Raw genomic sequence first — 20,516 nt, forward strand, 5'->3', positions numbered from 1 at the left:
GGCGACCAACCCCAGCGAGCGCGGGGCACTGATCCGGCGCTGGGCCGACCTGATCCTCGCCGACGTCGAGGCGCTGGCGGCCGTAGAGGCGAGGGACGTGGGCAAACCACTGTCCGGGGGCCGGACGAACATCTACATCGCCCACGACATCATCAACTACTTCGCCGGCGCGGCCGACAAGCTCACCGGGGTCACGCTGCCGACCCGCAGCCCCGACTTCCTCGGCTACACGGTTCCCGAGCCGTACGGCGTGTGCGCGGTCGTCATCCCATGGAACGTGCCCGCCGTACTCACCGCCGCGAACGTCGCGCCGGCGCTCGCCGCGGGCAACACGGTCGTCCTCAAGCCGTCCGACACGACCCCCGCGTCGACCGTGCTGATCGCGGAGATCATCGGCCAGATCGTCCCCAAGGGCGTCTTCAACGTCATCTGCGGCGACCGCGAGACCGGCAAGGCGATGGTCGAGCACCGCACCCCGGCCATGGCCTCCATCACCGGCTCCGTGCGCGCCGGCATGCAGGTCGCCGAGTCGGCGTCCAAGGACGTCAAGCGCGTCCACCTGGAGCTGGGCGGCAAGGCCCCGGTCGTCGTCTTCGAGGACACCGACATCGCCAAGGCCGTCGAGGACATCTCGGTGGCGGGCTTCTTCAACGCCGGCCAGGACTGTACGGCCGCGACCCGCGTCCTGGTCCACGAGTCCATCCACGACGAGTTCGTGGGCGCGCTCGCCAAGGCCGCGGCCGACACCAAGACCGGCCAGCCGGACGACGAGGACGTGCTCTACGGCCCGCTGAACAACGAGAACCAGCTCAAGCAGGTCTCCGGCTTCATCGACCGCCTGCCGGCCCACGCCAAGGTCGAGGCGGGCGGCCACCGCGTCGGCGACAAGGGCTACTTCTACGCCCCGACCGTCGTCTCCGGCCTGAAGCAGGACGACGAGATCGTCCAGAACGAGGTCTTCGGCCCGGTCATCACCGTCCAGTCCTTCCGGGACGAGGAGCAGGCCCTGGAGTTCGCGAACGGCGTCGAGTTCGCCCTCGCCTCCTCCGTCTGGACCAAGGACCACGCCCGCGCGATGCGCATGTCCAAGGCCCTGGACTTCGGCTGCGTCTGGATCAACACCCACATCCCGCTGGTCGCCGAGATGCCGCACGGCGGCTACAAGAAGTCCGGCTACGGCAAGGACCTGTCGGCGTACGGCTTCGAGGACTACACGCGCATCAAGCACGTGATGACCTCGCTGGGCTAGTCAGTCCGGTCCCGGCCGGTCGCCGGGCTCTTCGACCGCGGCCCCGACACCTTGATCGACAGGGTGTCGGGGCCGCGGTCGTTCCGTCGACGGACCGTCCATTGCTCCCGCGCGGCGGGCGCCGGGATGCTGCTCGGGTGAGAGCGACAGCCAGGAACAACATGTCCCGCCGGTCCCTGCTGCGCGGGATCGGCGGCGCCGGGGCCGCGACGTTGCTCGCCGGGTGCGGAGTGCCCTCCGCCTACGTCGAGCCGGGGGCGCGGGCCGGGCGGGACCTGTCCGCCCGGGACCGCGCGCTCGACTTCGCGAACTGGCCGCTCTACATCGACACCGATGACGAGGACACCTCGAAGCGGCCGACCCTCGACGCCTTCCGCGAGCGGACCGGGATCTCCGTCCGGTACGCGGAGGAGATCAACGACAACGACGAGTTCTTCGGCAAGATCAGCCCGGCCCTGATGAACCGCCAGGAGACCGGCCGGGACCTGATCGTCGTCAGCGACTGGATGGCCGCCCGTTTCGTCCGCCTCGGCTGGGTCCAGCAGATGGACCGCACCGCTCAGCCGAACGTCGACAAGCACCTCGACCCGCAGCTGCGCCGCCCGGCCTTCGACCCGGGACGGCTGCACAGCGTGCCCTGGCAGTCCGGCATCACCGGCATCGCGTACAACCGGCGCAAGCTCGGCCGGGAGCTGCGCTCCACCCAGGAGCTGTGGGCCGACGACCTGCGCGGCAAGGTCACCCTGCTGTCCGGGCTCGACGAGTCGATCGCCCTGCTCATGCAGGGCAACGGGGCGGACGTGACGCGCTGGACGGGCGACGACTTCCACGCCGTGTGCGAGCAGGTCGAGGGGCTGGTGCGCAAGCGGCACATCCGGCGCTTCACCGGCAACGACTACATCAAGGACCTGTCGACCGGCGACGTGCTGGCCTGCCAGGCGTACTCGGGCGACGTCATCCAGCTCCAGGCCGACAACCCGGACATCGAGTTCGTGGTCCCCGAGGAGGGCGGCGAGCTGTGGGCGGAGTCCCTGATGATCCCCAATCTCGCGCGCCACAAGGCGAATGCCGAGCGGCTGGTCGACCACTACTACCAGCCCGAGGTCGCCGCCGAGCTGGCCGCCTGGGTCAACTACGTCTGCCCGGTGCCGGCCGCCCGGGACGTCCTCGCGGACTCCGGCGACGAGGAGCTCGTCGCCCTCGCCGAGGACCCGCTGATCTTCCCGGACGCCGAGATGCGCGGCCGGCTCGCCATCGCCCGGGACATCACCGCGCGGGAGCGCCCGTCCTTCGCCAAGCGCTGGAACTCGATCGTCGGTCTGTGAGTTGCCGAGGTATGGACAACACCTCGACTACGGACAACATCCCGAGCAGGGACAACACCCTTCATCCTCTGGTCACTTACGGGCTCTTCGCCGCCTGGGCGCTGCACGACGCGGAGGAGGTCGCCTTCGCGCCGCGCTGGGTCCGGGAGAACGTGCCGGTCCTGCGCAAGCGGTTCCCCGAGATGCCCGAGGCGGTGTGGCGGGCCATGGAGCGCGTCGACGAGCGGGAGTTCCGGGCCGCGGTCGGCGTGATGGCCGCGATCGTCGGCGCTGCCGCCGTGGCGGGCGCGCGCTCCGGCGGCCGATCCGGCTTCTACCAGGGCGCGTTGAACGGCTTCGGGCTGCACGGCCTGGTGCATCTCGCGCAGGCCGCGACGGTACGGGGTTACACGCCGGGCTCCGCGACCTCGCCGCTCCTCGTGGTGCCGTTCACCCTCTGGGCGCGCGGCCGGCTGCGCCGCGCGGGGGTGCTGCGCCCGACCCGGGCGCGGGACGTGGCGACCGGGCTCGCGGTGGCGGCCGGCGCGACGGTCGTGTCCCACGCGATAGCCCGCAAGCTCACGGCGCCCCGTTTTTGAACACGTTCATGACGGGGCGTAGGCTGCCCTCATGAACGACTCGAACGGGCCGAGAGCCCTCCGCGCGCGTATCCGTGTCTGGTTGGTCGTCTTCGTCGTCTGTCTGGTGCTGAGCGGGATCACCGCCTTCCCGCTCGTCACCGAACTCCGGCTTCTCGACTCCGCGTTGACCTCCTGGGCCGCCCCGGTGGCGGAGCTCCTGCCGGGGCTCGCCGAGTGGATCGCCCGGGTCCGGGCCGGCCTGGAGGCCGCCGACGCCCAGCACCCCTTCGTGCTGTACGGCACCGACTGGCTGGCCTTCGCCCACCTCGTCATCGCCGTCGCCTTCTACGGCGTGTACAGGGACCCGGTCCGCAATATCTGGGTCGTCGAGTTCGGGATGATCGCGTGCGCCGGGATCATCCCCCTGGCCCTGATCTGCGGACCGATCCGCGGCATCCCCTTCTGGTGGTCCGTCATCGACATGTCGTTCGGGGTCTTCGGCGTCCTGCCGCTGCTCGTCGTCCGCCGCATGATCAAGCGACTGGAGGCCCTGGAGCCCTTCGAGCGGCGGACGCCCGCCACCGCCTAGGGGCGGCCGAAGGCCGCGACCATCAGGTTCAGGGCGACCTGGTTCATGTCCTGGCCCTTCGCGTCCGTGGAGTTGACGCTGTAGACCAGCGTGCGCGAGCCGTCGCGGGTCGAGGCGATGGCCGCGTTGTAGCCCCAGCGGCCGCCGGTCTTGCCCCACACCTCGCGGCCGCCCAGCCTCTTCATCGACAGGCCCGCCGCGTACGCGGCCGGGGCGCCGGTCTTGAAGTCCGGTGCGTCCGGCAGCGTGAACATCTCCTCCAGGAGCGGGCCGCGCACCACGCGGCCCGCGAACAGCGCCCGCGTGAACCGCTCCAGGTCCGCCGTGGTCGAGACGAGGTCGCCCGCCGCCCAGCCGTCCGTGGTGCCCCACACCGACACGTCCCGCAGCCCCGTCGTGCCGTCCGCCAGCCGCATCGTCTGGTAGCCGTGGTTGTGCGGGCCGACGATGCGCGGGTTCGCGCCGGGGGAGTACGTGCCCCGCAGGCCGAGCGGCCGCAGCACACGGGCGGCGAGGACGTCCTCGTACCGCTCGCCCGTCACCCGCTCGATCAGCAGGCCCGCGACCGTGTAGCCGATGTTGAGGTAGTGCTGCCGGGCGCCGGGCGCGAACTCCGGGTGCTTGGCCGTCGCCGAGCGGACCATGTCCTCGGGGTCGTGCACGAGGAAGCGGTTCTCGTACCACTCCTCGACCGTCGTGCCCGGGAAGTCCGGGGCCGGGATGCCGTGCGTGTGGTTGAGCAGCTGGCGGACGGTGACCTTGCCGTACGCGGCCGGGATCAGCTCCGGCAGGTACGAGCGGGCCGTCCGGTCCAGGTCGAGGCGGCCCTCGGCGGCCAGCTGGAGGGCGACCGCGGCGGTGAAGACCTTGGTGACCGAGCCCGCCCGGAACCGGGCGTCCGGGTCGACGGGCCGGTTCGTCCGCAGGTCGTGCACGCCGGTCGCGCCCTGCCAGACGCCCTCGGAGCCGCCGACCCGGGCGAGCGCGGCCGTCGCGCCGGCGTTCGGGAGCCCGGCGATCGCCGCGTCCAGGGCGGCGGTCGAGGAGGCTGCGGACGAAACGGAGGCAGGGGCCGTGGCCGCGGCCGCCGGGACGACCGCCGGGCCCGCCGCGACGCCCAGAACGAGCGCGGCGGCGAGCAGGGTCCGAGTGGTGCCGTTCATAGCCAACTCCTGTGTGATGAGCCGTCGTTGTCGATGGCTTCATCCTGCTGACCTGCGGCTTCGTACGGATCGCCCGGACCGGCGATCTTCCCCCGGCACCGTCCTCCCCTACGCGGGGGAGGCCGCCGCGCCCGCGCCTCCCCCGGCCGGGGGAGCGCCCGGCCTGACCAGACCCGTCTCGTACGCGCAGATCACCGCCTGGATCCGGTCGCGAAGGCCGAGCTTCGCCAGCACGTTGCCCACGTGCGTCTTCACCGTGTGGTCGCTGACCACCAGCTCCGCCGCGATCTCCGCGTTCGACAGGCCCCGCGCGAGCAGCAGCAGCGTCTCCCGCTCCCGCCCGGTGAGCGCGTCGAGGCGTGGATCGGTGCGCGCCGGACCGCCGCCCGCGGTGTACTGCTCCACCAGCCGGCGCGCCACGGACGGGGCGAGCAGCGAGTCGCCCGCCGCCACCACCCGTACCGCGTGCACCAGGTCGTCCCGCCGCACGTCCTTCAGCAGAAAGCCGCTCGCGCCCGCGTGCAGCGCCTCGTACACGTACTCGTCGGCGTCGAAGGTCGTCAGCATCACCGTCCGGCAGGCGCTGCGCGCGCCGATCGCCCGGCAGGCCTCGATCCCGTCCATGCGCGGCATGCGGATGTCGAGCAGCGCCACGTCCGGGGTGTGCCGGAGCACCGCCTCGACCGCCGCCGCGCCGTCCCCGGCCTCCGCCACCACCTCGATGTCCGGCTGGGCGTCCAGGATCATCGCGAAGCCGCTGCGCACCAGCTCCTGGTCGTCCGCCACCACCACGCGGATCGTCAACTCCGTACCTCCGACCGGTCGTCCAGCGGGATCTCGGCCCGCACCTCGAAGCCCCGGCCGCCCGGGCCCGGCCCGGTGACCGCCCTGCCGCCGTGCGCCGCCGCCCGCTCCCGCAGCCCGATCAGGCCGTGCCCGCCCGACGGACCGCGCGGCCCGCGCCCGTCGTCGGTCACCGTCACCGTCAGCCGGCCCTCCGCGTGGTCGAGCCGGACGGCCGCGGTGCGCGCCGAGGCGTGCTTCACCACGTTCGTCAGCGCCTCCTGCACGATCCGGTGCACGGTCGCGCCAAGGGCCGGCGGCAGCGTACGCGGCTCGCCGGTCGTCGTGTGCGTGACGTCCAGGCCGCCGGCCCGAACCCGCGCGAGGAGCTCGGGAAGGGCGTCCATCCCCGGCTGGGGCGCCCGGGGCGCCGGGCCGTCCTCCTCCCGCAGCACGCCCAGCATGCTGCGCAGCTGCGCCATCGCGTCCCGGCCGGCCTGCGAGATGGCGTCGAACGCCGCCTCCGCCTTCTCCGGCGCGCTCCGCACCGCCAGCGGACCCGCCTCGGCCTGCACGACCATCAGGCTCACCGCGTGGGACAGGATGTCGTGCATCTCCCGGGCGATCCGCGCCCGTTCGCGCGCCGCCGCCTGCTCGGCCTCGACCCGGGAGGTGCGCTGCCGGGCGTCGGTGAGCCGGCCGAAGGCGTAGGCCGCCGCGAACACGAAGAGCGAGAAGGTCAGTTCACGGGCGGACCGGGTGTTGAGCCACACCGACGCGGGCACCGCCACGATCAGCAGCGCCGCCGCCGCGAGCCGGGTCCGCGGCGGCGAGAGCAGGGCGATCGTGTAGACGATGACAAGGCCGGTGTACGGCAGAGGCTGCCCCGGCCCCTCGACGGCCAGCACGTACAGCGTGCTGGTCGCCAGAATCGCCAGGAGCACCGTGAACGGCGCCCGGCGCCGCCAGATCAGCGGAAGCACGGTCAGCGTCGTCAGCCCGTACGCGGGCCAGGTCGCCGGCTCCAGCTCCGGCGGGCGCGGCACCACGAACGGCATCGTCATCGCCGCCTGCACCAGCGCGGCGAGGCCGATGTCCACCGCCCACGGGTTGGCCCCCGCCAGCGCCCGGGCCCGCCCCCAGGCCCGCGCCGCATCCCCCCGTATGCCCATTACCGTCTGCCGCCGCTCAGCTCGGCGACGAGCGCGTCGGGGCGGTTGGTGGTGATCGAGTCCACGCCGTTCGCGATCAGCCTTCGCATGGTGCGGCGAGTGTCCGCGGTCCAGACGGAGAGCAGCAGCCCGTCGCGGTGCACGCGGTCCGCCAGGGCGCGGCTCACCAGGCCGAAGCGGTAGTTGAGCCAGCGCGGTTTCACCACGTCCAGCAGGACGGGGCGCGGCGGGGCGAGCGAGGTCCAGGTCAGGGCGATCTCGGCGGCGGGGTCGGCGGCCCGGACCTGGAGCATGGCGACGCCGCCGGCGCAGTAGTACACCCGGTCGCCCGCCCCGGCGTCGTGGACCGCGCCGACGATCGTGCGGACCGACGCCTCGTTCCCGCCGGGCAGGTCGATCATCAGCGGGTGCGCCCCGGCCGTCTCCAGGGCCTCGTCCAGGGTGGGGATCCCGTCGCCGGTGAGCCCGCGCACCTCCGCGTACGACAGCGCCGACAGCGGCCGGTCGTGGCCCCACAGCCGCTTGAGCGTGTCGTCGTGCAGGAGGACGGGGACGCGATCGCGGGTGAGCCGGACGTCGATCTCGACCGCGTCCGCGCCCCGCTCGACCGCCGAGGCGATCGAGCGGAGCGTGTTCTCGCGGACGCGGTACGGATCGCCGCGGTGGGCTACGACTCTGACGTTGCGCATGCCCTCATTCTCACGGCTGTCAGCGGGCAAGCCACTTGTCCGTGTACGCGTCGATCTCGCCGGCGATCCGGGCCTTGCCGGCCGGGTCCAGGAAGGACGCCTCGACCGCGTTCTTGGCGAGGGCGGCCACGCCGCGCTCGTCCAGGCCGAGCAGTCGGGCGGCGACCGCGTACTCGTTGTTCAGGTCGGTGCCGAACATCGGCGGGTCGTCGCTGTTGATCGTCACCAGCACGCCGGCGTCTGCCATCTGCCGGATGGGGTGCTCCTCCAGCGTGGCGACGGCCCGGGTCGCGATGTTGGACGTCGGGCAGACCTCCAGGGCGATCCGGTGCTCGGCCAGGTGGGCGAGCAGCTTCGGGTCCTGGACGGAACTGGTGCCGTGGCCGATGCGCTCGGCCCCCAGCTCGTTGAGCGCGTCCCAGACGGTCTCCGGGCCGGTCGTCTCGCCGGCGTGCGGGACGGAGCGCAGACCGGCCGCGATCGCCTGGTCGAAGTACGGCTTGAACTGCGGGCGCGGCACGCCGATCTCGGGCCCGCCGAGCCCGAAGGAGACCAGGCCCTCCGGGCGCAGGCCGTCGGTGACCGCGAGCCGGGCGGTCTCGGCCGCGGCCTCCAGGCCGGCCTCGCCCGGGATGTCGAAGCACCAGCGCAGCACGACGCCCAACTCGGCCTCGGCGGCCCGGCGGGCGTCCTCGATCGCCGCCATGAAGGCGCGCTCGTCGATGCCGCGGCGGGTCGAGCTGAACGGGGTGATGGTCAGCTCGGCGTACCGGATGTTCTGCCGGGCCATGTCGCGGGCGACCTCGAAGGTCAGCAGCCGGACGTCCTCCGGGGTGCGGACCAGGTCCACGACCGAGAGGTAGACCTCGACGAAGTGCGCGAAGTCGGTGAAGGTGAAGTAGTCGGCGAGCGCCTCGGGGTCGGTCGGCACCTTGGAGTCGGGGTGCCGGGCGGCCAGTTCGGCGACGATCCGCGGCGACGCGGAGCCGACGTGGTGGACATGCAACTCGGCCTTGGGCAGGCCCGCGATGAAGGGATGCAGATCGGTCATCCGCTCATCGTAGGCCGGGCCGTCCCCTTGTCCGACGGAGGTCGTAGCATGGCCGGACCACGATGGGGGAGGACCATGACGGACAGCAGCGGACCGGTGCAGGGCGGCCAGGACGGTCAGGGAGGCCAGGGCGGGTACGACCCGGCGGACCCGTGGGCCCCGCCGGAGCGGGTGGACCTGGGCAAGAGTGCGGGGCAGCCCGCGTCGCCGACACCGCCGTCCGTGCACGACCAGCCGACGATGATGGCCATGCCGTCCCCCGAGACGCCGTCCGCGGACGTGCCGCCGCCCCCGGTCGCGCCGACCGGCCCGACCTACGGCTACCCGGCGCCGCCGGCCCCGCCCGCCGGCGCGTACGGCTACCCCGGTTACCCGGGTTACGGCGGATACGGCCAGCCCGGCTGGCCGCAGGCCCCGGCGAACGGCATGGGCACCGCGGCGATGGTGCTCGGCATCCTCGCGCTCACCATCGGCTGGTGCTACGGCGTGCCCGCGCTGGTCCTCGGCGTGCTCGCGCTGATCTTCGGCATCCTCGGGCGCAAGCGCGTCCAGCGAGGCGAGGCCAACAACGGCGGCCAGGCGCTGGCCGGCATCATCATGGGCTCGATCGGCATCGTCGTGGGCGTGGCCTTCATCGCCCTGTTCGGCTACATCTTCGCGAACATCGACAAGTTCGAGGACCGCGACAGCAGCTACGAGGACGACCCGTTCCAGACCACCCTGGTCGTCCCCGGCCGCTCGTAGCCCCCGCCGCCTGCTCCTGACGCCCCGCGCCGGACGCCCGGACCCGGGCCGGCCTCAACTCGCCCGCAACTGCTCCCTCGCCTCCATCAGCGCGAAGCCGAGCAGGTTGAGGCCGCGCCAGCGCTCCGGGTCCGCGGCGCGCGGGTCGTCCGCGGTCAGCCCGATGCCCCAGACCCGGTCCATCGGGCTGGCCTCCACCAGGACGCGGCCCCCGGTGCCGAGCAGGAACGCGCGCAGCGCGTCGTCCGCGCCGAACTTGTGCACGCTGCCGGCGACCACGATCCCGAAGCGCTCCCGGTCCCAGGCCGCCTCGTCGAAGCCGCGCACCAGCCGCCCCGCCTTCTTCGCCTGCGCCGGGCTCTTCGCCGTCAGCGCCGCCTGCTCCGCCTCCGCGTCGCCGAACAGGCGCGCCTTCTCGGCCATCATCCAGTGCTCGGCGGTCGCGTAGCGTAGTCCGTCGACCTCGAACGGCGACGGCCACCACTGGCTCAGACAGCTCGCCGAGAGCTGCCCGTCGGGCCGCGGGCGGTGCCCCCAGAAGTGCAGAAACTTGACGTGCTCACCCCGTCTGACCTGCTGTGTCAGTTCCTCGATCATCCCCATGCATGCGAGTCTCGCAGCTGCCACGGACATTGCGTACGGAGATATTCCGGCTACCTCGACACATGGTCGACCGAATCCGTCGCGTAACCAAAAGGCAACAACGGAATCACTTGTTGGCCTGGCAGCCCTCTGTCAGGATCGGCACTCAATTCGAGCTGGGACAACGGAGAGCGTCATGGGCAACCGCTTCCAGGCCACGGACCGCTTCGCGGACGGGGCGCAATACATCGGCGGGCGGCTGCGTTCCGGCACGTCCGGCAAGACGCACAGCGTCGTCGACCCGGCCACCGGCCGGAGCGTGTACGACTACGCGCTCGCGTCCACCGCCGACGTGGACGCAGCCGTAGCCGCCGCCAAGGAGGCGTTCCCCGGCTGGGCGGGCGCCACCCCCGGCGAGCGCTCCGACGCGCTGCACCGCTTCGCGGGCGTGCTCGCCGCGCAGGCCGAGGAGTTCGCGCAGGCCGAGTCGCTGCAGTGCGGCAAGCCGATCAAGCTGTCCACCGAGTTCGACGTCCCCGGCACCGTCGACAACACCGCCTTCTTCGCCGGGGCGGCCCGTCACCTCCAGGGCCAGTCGGCCGGCGAGTACAGCGGCGACCACACCTCGTACGTACGGCGCGAGCCGATCGGCGTGGTCGGCTCCATCGCGCCCTGGAACTACCCGCTCCAGATGGCCGCCTGGAAGATCCTCCCGGCGATCGCCGCCGGCAACACGATCGTCCTCAAGCCCGCCGAGCTCACCCCGCTCACCTCGCTGATGTTCGCCCAGGCCGCTTCCGAGGCCGGCATCCCCGACGGCGTGATCAACATCGTCACCGGCGCCGGGCGCGACGCCGGCGAGCACCTCGTCGGCCACCCCGACGTGGCCATGACCTCCTTCACCGGCTCCACGCCGGTCGGCAAGCGGGTCGCCGAGATCGCCACCGCCACGGTCAAGCGGCTGCACCTCGAACTCGGCGGCAAGGCCCCCTTCGTCGTCTTCGACGACGCCGACGTCGAGGCCGCCGCGCACGGCGCCGTCGCCGCCTCCCTCATCAACAGCGGCCAGGACTGCACCGCGGCCACCCGCGCGTACGTCCAGCGCCCGCTGTACCGGGCCTTCGTCGAGCGGGTCGCGGAGCTGATGGAGAGCGTCCGGCTGGGCGACCCGTTCGACCCGGCCACCGACCTCGGCCCGCTGATCAGCCACGCCCAGCGCGACCGGGTCGCCGGCTTCGTCGACCGCGCCCGCTCCTACGCCACCGTCGTCACCGGCGGCGAGGCCCCAGGAGGCGATCTGGAGAAGGGCGCGTACTATCGCCCCACCCTGATCACCGACGCGGCGCAGGACAGCGAGGTCGTGCAGTCGGAGATCTTCGGCCCGGTGCTCGTCGTGCTGCCCTTCGACGGCGACGACGAGGGCATCCGGCTCGCCAACGACACCCCGTACGGACTCGCCGCCTCCGCATGGAGCCGTGATGTGTACCGGGCGAACCGGGCCACCCGCGAGATCAAGGCGGGCTGCGTCTGGGTCAACGACCACATCCCGATCCTCAGCGAGATGCCGCACGGCGGATACAAGGCATCCGGTTTCGGAAAGGACATGTCCGCCTACTCCTTCGAGGAGTACACGCAGGTCAAGCACGTGATGTTCGACAACACCGCGGTCGCCGCGAAGGACTGGCACCGCACCATCTTCGGGGACCGATAGAAAGTCGCCGCCCGACCAGCGGCCCAACCCTCCCGAAAGGGCACAGCGCATGGAGCAGTACGAGCCCGACAGCCTCTCCGCCGCGCAGATCGCGGCGATGCGGCGCAGCCTGACGAGCGGCCGCGGCGCGCTCACCCGCCGGTCGATGCTGCGCGCGGGCGGCGTCGGCGCGCTCACGCTCGGCGGTCTCGCCGGCCTGAGCGCCTGTGGCATCCCGCCGGCCAAGCGAGAGGGCCAGGGGCCCGCCTCCATAGACGTCTCGGCCAAGGAGAAGCAGCTCAGCTTCTCCAACTGGACCGAGTACATGGACGTCAGCGAGGACGAGAAGTCCCGCCCGACGCTCGAGGCGTTCACCAAGCGGACCGGGATCAAGGTCAAGTACACCGAGGACATCAACGACAACGTCGAGTTCTTCGGCAAGATCAAGCCCCAGCTCGCCGCCGGACAGGACACCGGCCGCGACCTCATCTGCGTCACGGACTGGCTCGCCGCCCGCATCATCCGGCTCGGCTGGGCGCAGAAGCTCGACCCGGCGAACCTGCCGACCGCCTACGCCAACCTGTCCGCCCAGTTCCGCCGCCCCGACTGGGACCCGGGCCGCTCCTACTCGTACCCGTGGACCGGCATCTCCACGGTCATCGCGTACAACTCCAAGGCCACCGGCGGCAAGAAGGTCGACTCGGTCACCCAGCTGCTCGACGACCCCACCCTCAAGGGCCGGGTCGGCTTCCTCACCGAGATGCGCGACTCGGTCGGCATGACCCTGCTCGACCTGGGCAAGGACCCGAGTTCCTTCACCGACGCCGACTTCGACGCGGCGATCGGCCGGCTCCAGAAGGGCGTCGACACCAAGCAGATCCGCCGCTTCACCGGCAACGACTACACCTCGGACCTCGACAAGGGCGACCTGGCGGCCTGTCTCGCCTGGGCCGGCGACGTGATCCAGCTGCAGGCCGACAACCCCGACATCAAGTTCGCGATCCCGGCCGCCGGTTACATCACCTCCAGCGACAACCTGCTGGTCCCCGCCCAGGCCAAGCACAAGACCAACGCCGAGAAGCTCATCGACTACTACTACGAGCTCCCGGTGGCGGCCCAGCTCGCCGCGTACATCAACTACGTCTGCCCGGTCGACGGGGTGAAGGACGAGCTCACCAAGATCGACCCCGAGCTCGCGAACAACACGCTGATCCTGCCGGACAAGGCGATGGCCGCGAAGTCGCGCGCCTTCCGCTCGCTGAGCAGCAAGGAAGAGACGGCGTACGAGGAGAAGTTCGCCAAGCTCATCGGCGCCTGAGCCGGCCGCCTGTCCGCAGTCCTGCCCCCTCACGACTCACGACCCTGGGATCGCACCCATGACTGACACGAACACCGGCGGCGACGTCCGTCTCACCGGGATCAGCAAGACCTACGGCGCCTTCACCGCCGTCCACCCGCTCGACCTGACCGTGCCGCAGGGCTCCTTCTTCGCCCTGCTCGGCGCGTCCGGCTGCGGCAAGACGACCACGCTGCGCATGATCGCCGGCCTGGAGGAGCCCAGCACCGGCACCGTCCTGATCGGCGACAAGGACGTCACCGACCTCCCGCCCTACAAGCGGCCGGTCAACACCGTCTTCCAGTCCTACGCGCTCTTCCCGCACATGGACGTTTTCGAGAACATCGCCTTCGGCCTGCGCCGGCGCGGCGTCAAGTCGGTCAAGAAGCAGGTCGACGAGATGCTGGAGCTCGTCCAGCTCGGCGACAAGTCCAAGCACAAGCCGCACCAGCTCTCCGGCGGCCAGCAGCAGCGCGTCGCCGTCGCCCGCGCGCTGATCAACCACCCGCAGGTGCTGCTCCTCGACGAGCCGCTCGGCGCCCTCGACCTGAAGCTGCGCCGGCAGATGCAGCTGGAGCTCAAGCGGATCCAGACCGAGGTCGGCATCACCTTCGTGCACGTCACCCACGACCAGGAGGAGGCCATGACCATGGCCGACCAGGTCGCGGTGATGAACGGCGGCCGGGTCGAGCAGCTCGGCGCGCCCGCCGACCTGTACGAGAACCCGCGCACCACCTTCGTCGCGAACTTCCTCGGCACCTCCAACCTCATCGAGGCCGAGGTCGTCGAGGCCGGCGGCGCGGACGTCCTGGTCACCGCGGGCGGCGGCAAGCTTCGGGTGCCCGGCGACCGCTGTACGGACGCCGTCCGGACCGGCGGCAAGGTGCTGGTGGGCGTACGCCCGGAGAAGATCTCGCTCGCGCACGCCGACGACGCGGGCTCGATAGCCGACGGCCGCAACCGGGTCACCGGACGGATCGCCGACTCCTCCTTCATCGGCGTCTCCACGCAGTACGTCGTCAACAGCCCGGCGGGCGCGGAACTCCAGGTGTACGAGCAGAACATCGAGCGTGACACGCGCCTCGTCCCCGGCGCCGAGGTCGTCCTGCACTGGAACCCGGCCCACACCTTCGGCCTGGACGCCGCTCAGGACATCGACGCGGGCGTGGAGACGGTGGAGGACGCCGGATGAGCGCGACTCTCACCAAGGACGAGGCGCCGGTGTCCGCCGAGCCCGTCGTGCACAAGCCCTCCCGCCGCAAGCGGCTCGTCCCGTACTGGCTGCTGCTGCCCGGCATCGTCTGGCTGCTCGTCTTCTTCGTGCTGCCGATGGTGTACCAGGCGTCCACCTCGGTGCAGACCGGCTCCCTGGAGCAGGGCTTCGAGGTCACCTGGCACTTCCAGACCTACTGGGACGCCTTCCAGGAGTACTGGCCGCAGTTCGTCCGCTCCCTGCTCTACGCGGGCACCGCGACCGTCCTGTGCCTGCTGCTCGGCTATCCGCTCGCGTACCTGATCGCCTTCAAGGCGGGCCGCTGGCGCAACCTGCTGCTCGTCCTCGTCATCGCGCCGTTCTTCACCAGCTTCCTGATCCGGACCCTGGCCTGGAAGACGATCCTGGCGGACGACAGCATCGTGGTCGACGCGCTGAACGCCCTGCACGTCCTGGACGTGACCAGCTGGATCGGCTGGACCGAGGGCGACCGGGTGCTCGCCACGCCGATGGCGGTGGTCTGCGGCCTCACGTACAACTTCCTGCCGTTCATGATCCTGCCCCTCTACACCTCCCTGGAGCGGATCGACGGCCGGCTGCACGAGGCCGCCAAGGACCTGTACGCGTCCCCCGCCACCACCTTCCGCAAGGTGACGTTCCCGCTGTCGATGCCCGGCGTCGTCTCCGGCACCCTGCTCACCTTCATCCCGGCGAGCGGCGACTACGTCAACGCGGAGCTGCTCGGCTCCACCGACACCCGCATGATCGGCAACGTGATCCAGTCGCAGTACCTGCGCATCCTCGACTACCCGACCGCCGCCGCGCTGTCGTTCATCCTCATGGCGATCGTGCTGGTCATGGTCACCGTCTACATCCGCCGGGCGGGAACGGAGGACTTGGTCTGATGCGTTGGATCCGTCGGAACCTTGTCGTGATCGCGGGCCTGCTGACGCTCGCGTACCTCATCCTGCCGAACGTCGTCGTGACGGTGTTCTCGTTCAACAACCCGGCCGGGCGGTTCAACTACGCCTGGCAGGAGTTCTCGTTCGAGGCGTGGCAGGACCCCTGCGGAGTGGCCGACATGTGCGGCTCGCTCTCGCTCTCGCTGCAGATCGCCCTGTGGTCGACCATCGGCGCGACCGTGCTCGGCACGATGATCGCCTTCGCGCTGGTCCGCTACCGCTTCCGGGCGCGCGGCGCGGTCAACTCGCTCATCTTCCTGCCGATGGCCATGCCGGAGATCGTGATGGCGGCCTCGCTGCTCGCGCTCTTCCTCAACATGGGTATAGAGCTGGGCTTCTGGACGATCCTGATCGCCCACATCATGTTCTGCCTCAGCTTCGTCGTCGCCGCCGTCAAGGCGCGCGTCCTGTCCATGGACCCGCGCCTGGAGGAGGCCGCGCGCGATCTCTACGCCGGCCCGGTGCAGACCTTCCTGCGGGTGACGCTGCCGATCGCCGCGCCGGGCATCGCGTCCGGAGCGCTGCTCTCCTTCGCGCTGTCGTTCGACGACTTCATCATCACCAACTTCAACTCGGGCAACACCGTCACCTTCCCCATGTTCGTCTGGGGCTCGGCGCAGCGCGGCACGCCCGTCCAGATCAACGTCATCGGCACGGCGATGTTCATCATTGCCGTAACGGTGGTGGTAGCCGGACAGATCATCACGAACCGGCGCAAGAAAACAGCGACAACCTGAGCAAGACCTGAAGGAGTTGGAAACCATGGCCCCAGTCGCCATGCGTCTCGCTGCACAATCTCTCTCCGACGCCCAGCCCGTCCCCTTCTGGCTGGAAGATCCCGGCAAGCCCGGTGCCCTGCCCGCCCTGACCGACACCGAGCGGTGCGACCTGCTCGTCGTCGGCGGCGGATACAGCGGACTGTGGACCGCGCTCCTCGCCAAGGAGCGCGACCCCTCCCGGGACGTCGTGCTGATCGAAGGCCGCGAGGCGGGCTGGGCCGCCTCGGGCCGCAACGGAGGCTTCTGCGCCGCCTCCCTCACCCACGGCTTCGGCAACGGGCTCGCCCGCTGGCCGGACGAGCTGGGGAAGCTGGAGCAGCTCGGCGAACGCAACCTCGACGCCATCGAGGAGGCGGTCGCCCGCTACTCCCTGGACTGCGAGTTCGAGCGCACCGGCGAGATCGACGTGGCCACCGAGCCGTACCAGGTCGAGGAACTCCACGAGTGGTACGCGGAGGCGGACCGGCTCGGTCTCGCCGACGGCCTGGAACTGCTCGACCGGGACGCGGTCCGCGCCGAGGTCGACTCGCCGACCTTCCTCGCCGGCCTCTGGGACCGGCGCGGGGTCGCCATGCTCCACCCGGCCAAGCTGGCCTGGGGCCTGAAGCGGGCCTGCCAGGAGGCCGGCGTACGGATCTACGAGCACACCCCGGCCCTGGACCTGGTCGCCGTCGGCACGGGGATGGGCGTGAAGACCCCGTACGGGAAGATCGTCGCCCGCCGGGTCGCGCTCGGCACCAACGTCTTCCCCTCGCTGGTCAAGCGGGTCCGGTCGTACGTCGTCCCGGTGTACGACTACGCCCTGATGACCGAGCCCCTGAGCGCGGAGCAGCTGGCGTCGATCGGCTGGAAGAACCGGCAGGGGCTCGGCGACAGCGCCAATCAGTTCCACTACTTCCGGATCACCGCCGACAACCGCATCCTGTGGGGCGGCTACGACGCGATCTACCGCTTCGGCGGCCGGGTCAGCGCGGAGATGGACCACCGCCCGGAGACGTACCTCAAGCTCGCCGAGCACTTCTTCCGCTGCTTCCCGCAGCTGGAGGGGTTGCGGTTCAGCCACGCCTGGGGCGGCGCGATCGACACCTGCTCGCGCTTCTCGGCCTTCTTCGGCACGGCGTACCAGGGCAAGGTGGCGTACGCGGCCGGGTTCACCGGCCTCGGCGTCGGCGCGACGCGGTTCGGCGCGGACGTCATGCTCGACCTGCTGGCGGGCGAGCGGACCGAGCGCACGGACCTGGAGATGGTCCGCTCCAAGCCGCTGCCGTTCCCGCCCGAGCCGCTGGCCTGGGCCGGGATCGGGATCACCAAGTGGTCGCTGGCCCGCGCCGACGAGAACGGCGGCCGGCGGAACCTGTGGCTGAAGGCGATGGACCGGGTGGGCCTGGGCTTCGACAGCTAGACGGACAGCCGGCTCGACGGCTGGATCGCTGGACGTGACTGCGCCCGGTGTGCGCCCCCCGCGCGCACCGGGCGATCTTCGTGCGATCCCCCGCTCCACCGATTCATGGCCCGAACCTGCGTCATGATCGCGGCCGACCCTCCTCTCTGTGTGCGTGGACAAGGTGTCCGCGCACGAAGGGAGGCCGTTTCCGATGACTGCTTCGGGGGCCAAGGCCGCGGTGGAGTGGCTCGTCTCGGTCGCGCCGGATCCGGACGCCTGCCGGTGGGAGTGGGAGCGCAACCCGCTCGGGGTGGCGCTGCTGCCGGCCGGCCGGCGCTGGGACGTGCTGATCCTGCCGGCCGAGCTCGGCTATCCGACGCTCGACGTCCTGACCCGGCTGGTGGACCGGCCGGGTCCGGTCCTGGCCGACTTCGGCGACGCCCGGATCGGCTTCTTCGTGCCGCCGGGCACGGTCGCGCGCTGGCTCGGCACGGGGGTGCGCGGCGCGGGCGGCGGCACCTGGATCGTCGTCCCGTACCCGGGCCGGGCCGCCGGCGGAGTGCGCTGGCTGATCCCGCCGGACGGCTCGGGCAACCTCACCGACGCCACGCTGCTCGAACTCGCGATGCACGAGGCGGCGGGCCGGCTGGCCAGGGAGGCCCCGCACGACGGCGAATGAGGACACTGCCCAGGAGGCCCCGTCAACCAGCGCTGTCTCGACGCATGCGGGTGGAGCTGACGGCCAGGATCAGCAGCCCCAGGCAGAGACCGGCCACCACGTCGAGAGGCCAGTGATACCCGCGCAGGACCAGTCCGACGGCCGTCGCCAGGGTCAGGACCCAGGCGGCGGGCATCGCCCACCGGGCGCCGACGAGCATCGCCGCGCCGCAGTAGGCGACCATCGCGGTCGCCGTGTGGCCGGAGGGGTAGTAGCCCTCGGCCCAGGGTTCCAGGGGGCCCGGCCGGGCCGTCCACTCCTTGAGGGCGACCACCAGGAGCGGCACGGCGGCCATGGCGAGGCCCGCGTAGAGCGCGGCGAGGCGACGGCCGCGCCGGATCGCGTACGCCATCGCGCAGCCGAGCACCGGCAGAGCGACCGTCATGTTGCCGAGGTCCGCGCCGAGTTCGGACAGGCCGCGGGGGACGGAGTCGACCAGGGCGCGCGAGACGCGTGCGTCGAGGCGGGCCAGCGGGCCCCCGACGAGCACCTGCCAGGTGACGAGGGCGAGTACGACGACGGCCCAGAAAACGGCCGACCGCCCCGGAGCAGGGGGGGTTGCTCCGGGGCGGTCGTCAAGACCGGGCCGCCGCGCGCCCCGGGGGGTGTGGGGCGGGCGACCGTCCGATCGGTGAGGAGTTCCAGAGCCCGAGGCTCCAGTGGTGTGCGCGAGGGCACGGTCAGGACGAGGCTGGGGAGGCTCCGCCCTGCTGCCCGCAGTCCCCTGCGGACGGGGTGTTTCTCTCATCTGCAGAAACCGTACGGCAGAGGCCGGGGGACCGACAGGCGGAACTCCAACCCGCCATCGGCCCCCCACAACCTCTTCACACGAGGTGTCAGATCCGGGCGAACGCGGACTCGATGATGTCGAGACCCTCGTTCAGCAGGTCGTCACCGATCACCAGCGGCGGCAGGAAGCGGAGCACGTTGCCGTAGGTGCCGCAGGTGAGGACCAGCAGACCCTCGGCGTGGCAGGCCTTCGCCAGCGCGCCGGCGGCCTCCGCGTTCGGCTCCTTGGTCGCCAGGTCCTTCACGAGCTCGATCGCGATCATGCCGCCGCGGCCGCGGATGTCGCCGATGATCTCGAACTTCTCCTGCATGGCGCCCAGGCGAGTCTTCATGATCGACTCGATGTGCTTCGCCTTGGCGTTGAGGTCGAGCTCCTTCATGGTCTCGATCGAGCCGAGCGCACCGGCGCAGGCCACCGGGTTGCCGCCGTAGGTGCCGCCCAGGCCGCCGCCGTGCACGGAGTCCATGATCTCGGCGCGGCCGGTCACCGCGGCCAGCGGCAGACCGCCGGCGATGCCCTTGGCGGTGGTGATCAGGTCCGGGACGATGCCCTCGTCCTCGCAGGCGAACCACTGGCCGGTGCGGCAGAAGCCGGACTGGATCTCGTCCGCGACGAAGACGATGCCGTTGTCGTTGGCGAACTTCACGATCGCCGGCAGGAAGCCCTTGGCCGGCTCGATGAAGCCGCCCTCGCCGAGCAGCGGCTCGATGATGATCGCGGCGACGTTCTCGGCGCCGATCTGCTTGGTGATGTTGTCGATCGCCTGGGCGGCGGCCTCGGGGCCGCAGTTCTCCGGGCCGGTGGGCCAGCGGTAGCCGTAGGCGACCGGCACGCGGTAGACCTCGGGGGCGAACGGCCCGAAGCCCTGCTTGTACGGCATGTTCTTCGAGGTCAGCGCCATCGTGAGGTTCGTACGGCCGTGGTAGCCGTGGTCGAAGACGACGACGGCCTGGCGCTTGGTGTACGAACGGGCGATCTTGACCGCGTTCTCGACGGCCTCGGCGCCGGAGTTGAACAGCGCGGACTTCTTCGCGTGGTCGCCCGGGGTCAGCTCGGCCAGCGCCTCGCAGACCTCGACGTAGCCCTCGTACGGCGTCACCATGAAACAGGTGTGGGTGAAGTCGGCGAGCTGCGCGGCGGCGCGGCGCACGACGGCCTCGGCGGACGCGCCGACCGTGGTCACGGCGATGCCGGAGCCGAAGTCGATCAGACGGTTGCCGTCGACGTCCTCGATGATGCCGCCGCCGGCCTTGGCCGTGAAGACGGGCAGCACGGAGCCCACGCCGCCGGCCACGGTGTCGAGGCGGCGGGCCTGCAGCTCCTGCGACTTCGGACCGGGGATGGCGGTGACGACGCGCCGCTCCTGCGGGACAGCGTTCATGCGGGGCTCCTGGGGGTGTTCTGGACGCACTGTGCGGGTTTCTTCCGCAGGCTAGGCGTGCGGGCGGGGGGCGGGCATGCGCCGATCGGGAGTGTTGCGGGTGAGTCGTTGTCCGCGGCGGACATAGCAGGGTGCGCGGGGCCGCCCCGCCCATTGTGTGCAGGGAGCCTCGCACATCGCGCGAGACGCGTCCGTGGAACGGTGAACCTCCCGTGCCGGGGCACTAGATTGACGGACGGACAGATGCGGCGCGGCCTGGCTGGTCAGGGGGCAGGGGTTCATGGAGACGGACGGCACGTACGAGGCTCGTGGCGCGCGTGGGGACGCGACGCCGCGCCCCGGGGACGGCCTCGGGG

Annotated in this window: 20 protein-coding genes; 12 read left to right on the plus strand and 8 right to left on the minus strand. The window is 71.3% G+C overall.

What is annotated here, in order from left to right; genetic code table 11:
* From VIU94_RS22875 to VIU94_RS22890, 4 genes are all read left to right on the plus strand, one after another.
* Window positions 1-1,249 (plus strand): aldehyde dehydrogenase family protein (locus VIU94_RS22875; protein ID WP_331913731.1); only part of this gene is annotated, 1,249 nt, incomplete at its 5' end.
* 161 nt (window positions 1,250-1,410) lie between these two features.
* On the plus strand, window positions 1,411-2,574 hold the full coding sequence (locus tag VIU94_RS22880; RefSeq protein ID WP_331913732.1) for an ABC transporter substrate-binding protein: 1,164 nt from the start codon (window positions 1,411-1,413) through the stop codon (window positions 2,572-2,574).
* Window positions 2,575-2,585: 11 nt separating this feature from the next.
* Window positions 2,586-3,152, plus strand: a complete 567-nt coding sequence (locus VIU94_RS22885; RefSeq protein ID WP_331913733.1) for an HXXEE domain-containing protein — start codon at window positions 2,586-2,588, stop codon at window positions 3,150-3,152.
* A 31-nt stretch (window positions 3,153-3,183) separates the two neighbouring features.
* The gene (locus VIU94_RS22890; protein WP_331913734.1) at window positions 3,184-3,723 is read left to right on the plus strand and encodes a hypothetical protein; all 540 of its coding nucleotides are present in this window, start codon (window positions 3,184-3,186) and stop codon (window positions 3,721-3,723) included.
* Here the strand turns inward: VIU94_RS22890 and VIU94_RS22895 are convergent.
* The 5 genes from VIU94_RS22895 to VIU94_RS22915 form a co-directional block, all read right to left on the minus strand.
* Window positions 3,720-4,886 (minus strand): serine hydrolase domain-containing protein, encoded by a 1,167-nt coding sequence (locus VIU94_RS22895; protein WP_331913735.1) that lies wholly within the window; start codon window positions 4,884-4,886, stop codon window positions 3,720-3,722. The two genes, VIU94_RS22890 and VIU94_RS22895, sit on opposite strands and share 4 nt — an antisense overlap.
* 108 nt (window positions 4,887-4,994) lie before the next feature.
* Complete coding sequence (locus tag VIU94_RS22900) at window positions 4,995-5,690, minus strand: response regulator (RefSeq protein ID WP_331913736.1); 696 nt, start codon at window positions 5,688-5,690, stop codon at window positions 4,995-4,997.
* A complete protein-coding gene (locus VIU94_RS22905; protein WP_331913737.1) occupies window positions 5,687-6,841 on the minus strand; it encodes a sensor histidine kinase in 1,155 nt (384 codons plus the stop codon). The genes VIU94_RS22900 and VIU94_RS22905 overlap by 4 nt, the downstream gene beginning before the upstream one ends.
* On the minus strand, window positions 6,841-7,530 hold the full coding sequence (locus VIU94_RS22910; protein ID WP_331913738.1) for a glycerophosphodiester phosphodiesterase: 690 nt from the start codon (window positions 7,528-7,530) through the stop codon (window positions 6,841-6,843). Before VIU94_RS22910 ends, VIU94_RS22905 begins: the two co-directional genes overlap by 1 nt.
* 19 nt (window positions 7,531-7,549) lie before the next feature.
* Window positions 7,550-8,581 (minus strand): adenosine deaminase, encoded by a 1,032-nt coding sequence (locus VIU94_RS22915; RefSeq protein ID WP_331913739.1) that lies wholly within the window; start codon window positions 8,579-8,581, stop codon window positions 7,550-7,552.
* A gap of 75 nt (window positions 8,582-8,656) precedes the next feature.
* Here VIU94_RS22915 and VIU94_RS22920 point away from each other — a divergent pair, with 75 nt between their 5' ends.
* Window positions 8,657-9,325, plus strand: a complete 669-nt coding sequence (locus tag VIU94_RS22920; protein WP_331913740.1) for a DUF4190 domain-containing protein — start codon at window positions 8,657-8,659, stop codon at window positions 9,323-9,325.
* Between the two features lie 54 nt (window positions 9,326-9,379).
* Here VIU94_RS22920 and ybiA read toward each other — a convergent pair whose 3' ends face one another.
* Window positions 9,380-9,928 carry a riboflavin biosynthesis intermediates N-glycosidase gene (gene ybiA, locus VIU94_RS22925; protein ID WP_331913741.1) on the minus strand — a complete coding sequence of 183 codons (549 nt, stop codon included), beginning with the start codon at window positions 9,926-9,928 and terminating at the stop codon, window positions 9,380-9,382.
* 175 nt (window positions 9,929-10,103) lie between these two features.
* Between ybiA and VIU94_RS22930 the strand changes: the two genes are divergently transcribed.
* The 7 genes from VIU94_RS22930 (at window position 10,104) to VIU94_RS22960 (ending at window position 17,950) form a co-directional block, all read left to right on the plus strand.
* Window positions 10,104-11,618 (plus strand): gamma-aminobutyraldehyde dehydrogenase, encoded by a 1,515-nt coding sequence (locus tag VIU94_RS22930; RefSeq protein ID WP_331913742.1) that lies wholly within the window; start codon window positions 10,104-10,106, stop codon window positions 11,616-11,618.
* Window positions 11,619-11,667: 49 nt separating this feature from the next.
* Window positions 11,668-12,915, plus strand: coding sequence for an ABC transporter substrate-binding protein (locus VIU94_RS22935; RefSeq protein WP_331913743.1), 1,248 nt, complete (start codon window positions 11,668-11,670; stop codon window positions 12,913-12,915).
* A 58-nt stretch (window positions 12,916-12,973) separates the two neighbouring features.
* A complete protein-coding gene (locus tag VIU94_RS22940; RefSeq protein WP_331913744.1) occupies window positions 12,974-14,125 on the plus strand; it encodes an ABC transporter ATP-binding protein in 1,152 nt (383 codons plus the stop codon).
* The gene (locus tag VIU94_RS22945; RefSeq protein WP_331913745.1) at window positions 14,122-15,051 is read left to right on the plus strand and encodes an ABC transporter permease; all 930 of its coding nucleotides are present in this window, start codon (window positions 14,122-14,124) and stop codon (window positions 15,049-15,051) included. The genes VIU94_RS22940 and VIU94_RS22945 overlap by 4 nt, the downstream gene beginning before the upstream one ends.
* On the plus strand, window positions 15,051-15,845 hold the full coding sequence (locus VIU94_RS22950) for an ABC transporter permease (protein WP_331913746.1): 795 nt from the start codon (window positions 15,051-15,053) through the stop codon (window positions 15,843-15,845). Before VIU94_RS22945 ends, VIU94_RS22950 begins: the two co-directional genes overlap by 1 nt.
* A 25-nt stretch (window positions 15,846-15,870) precedes the next feature.
* Entirely contained in the window at window positions 15,871-17,289 is a 1,419-nt protein-coding gene (locus VIU94_RS22955; protein ID WP_331913747.1) for an NAD(P)/FAD-dependent oxidoreductase, read from the plus strand.
* Between the two features lie 193 nt (window positions 17,290-17,482).
* Window positions 17,483-17,950, plus strand: a complete 468-nt coding sequence (locus VIU94_RS22960) for a hypothetical protein (protein WP_331913748.1) — start codon at window positions 17,483-17,485, stop codon at window positions 17,948-17,950.
* A 22-nt stretch (window positions 17,951-17,972) separates the two neighbouring features.
* Here VIU94_RS22960 and VIU94_RS22965 read toward each other — a convergent pair whose 3' ends face one another.
* The gene (locus VIU94_RS22965) at window positions 17,973-18,479 is read right to left on the minus strand and encodes a phosphatase PAP2 family protein (RefSeq protein ID WP_414720989.1); all 507 of its coding nucleotides are present in this window, start codon (window positions 18,477-18,479) and stop codon (window positions 17,973-17,975) included.
* A gap of 346 nt (window positions 18,480-18,825) precedes the next feature.
* Entirely contained in the window at window positions 18,826-20,160 is a 1,335-nt protein-coding gene (gene gabT / locus VIU94_RS22970; protein ID WP_331913750.1) for a 4-aminobutyrate--2-oxoglutarate transaminase, read from the minus strand.
* Window positions 20,161-20,516: the final 356 nt, after the last annotated feature.

The sequence above is a fragment of the Streptomyces sp. genome (assembly GCF_036566765.1).
Taxonomy (GTDB): domain Bacteria; phylum Actinomycetota; class Actinomycetes; order Streptomycetales; family Streptomycetaceae; genus Streptomyces.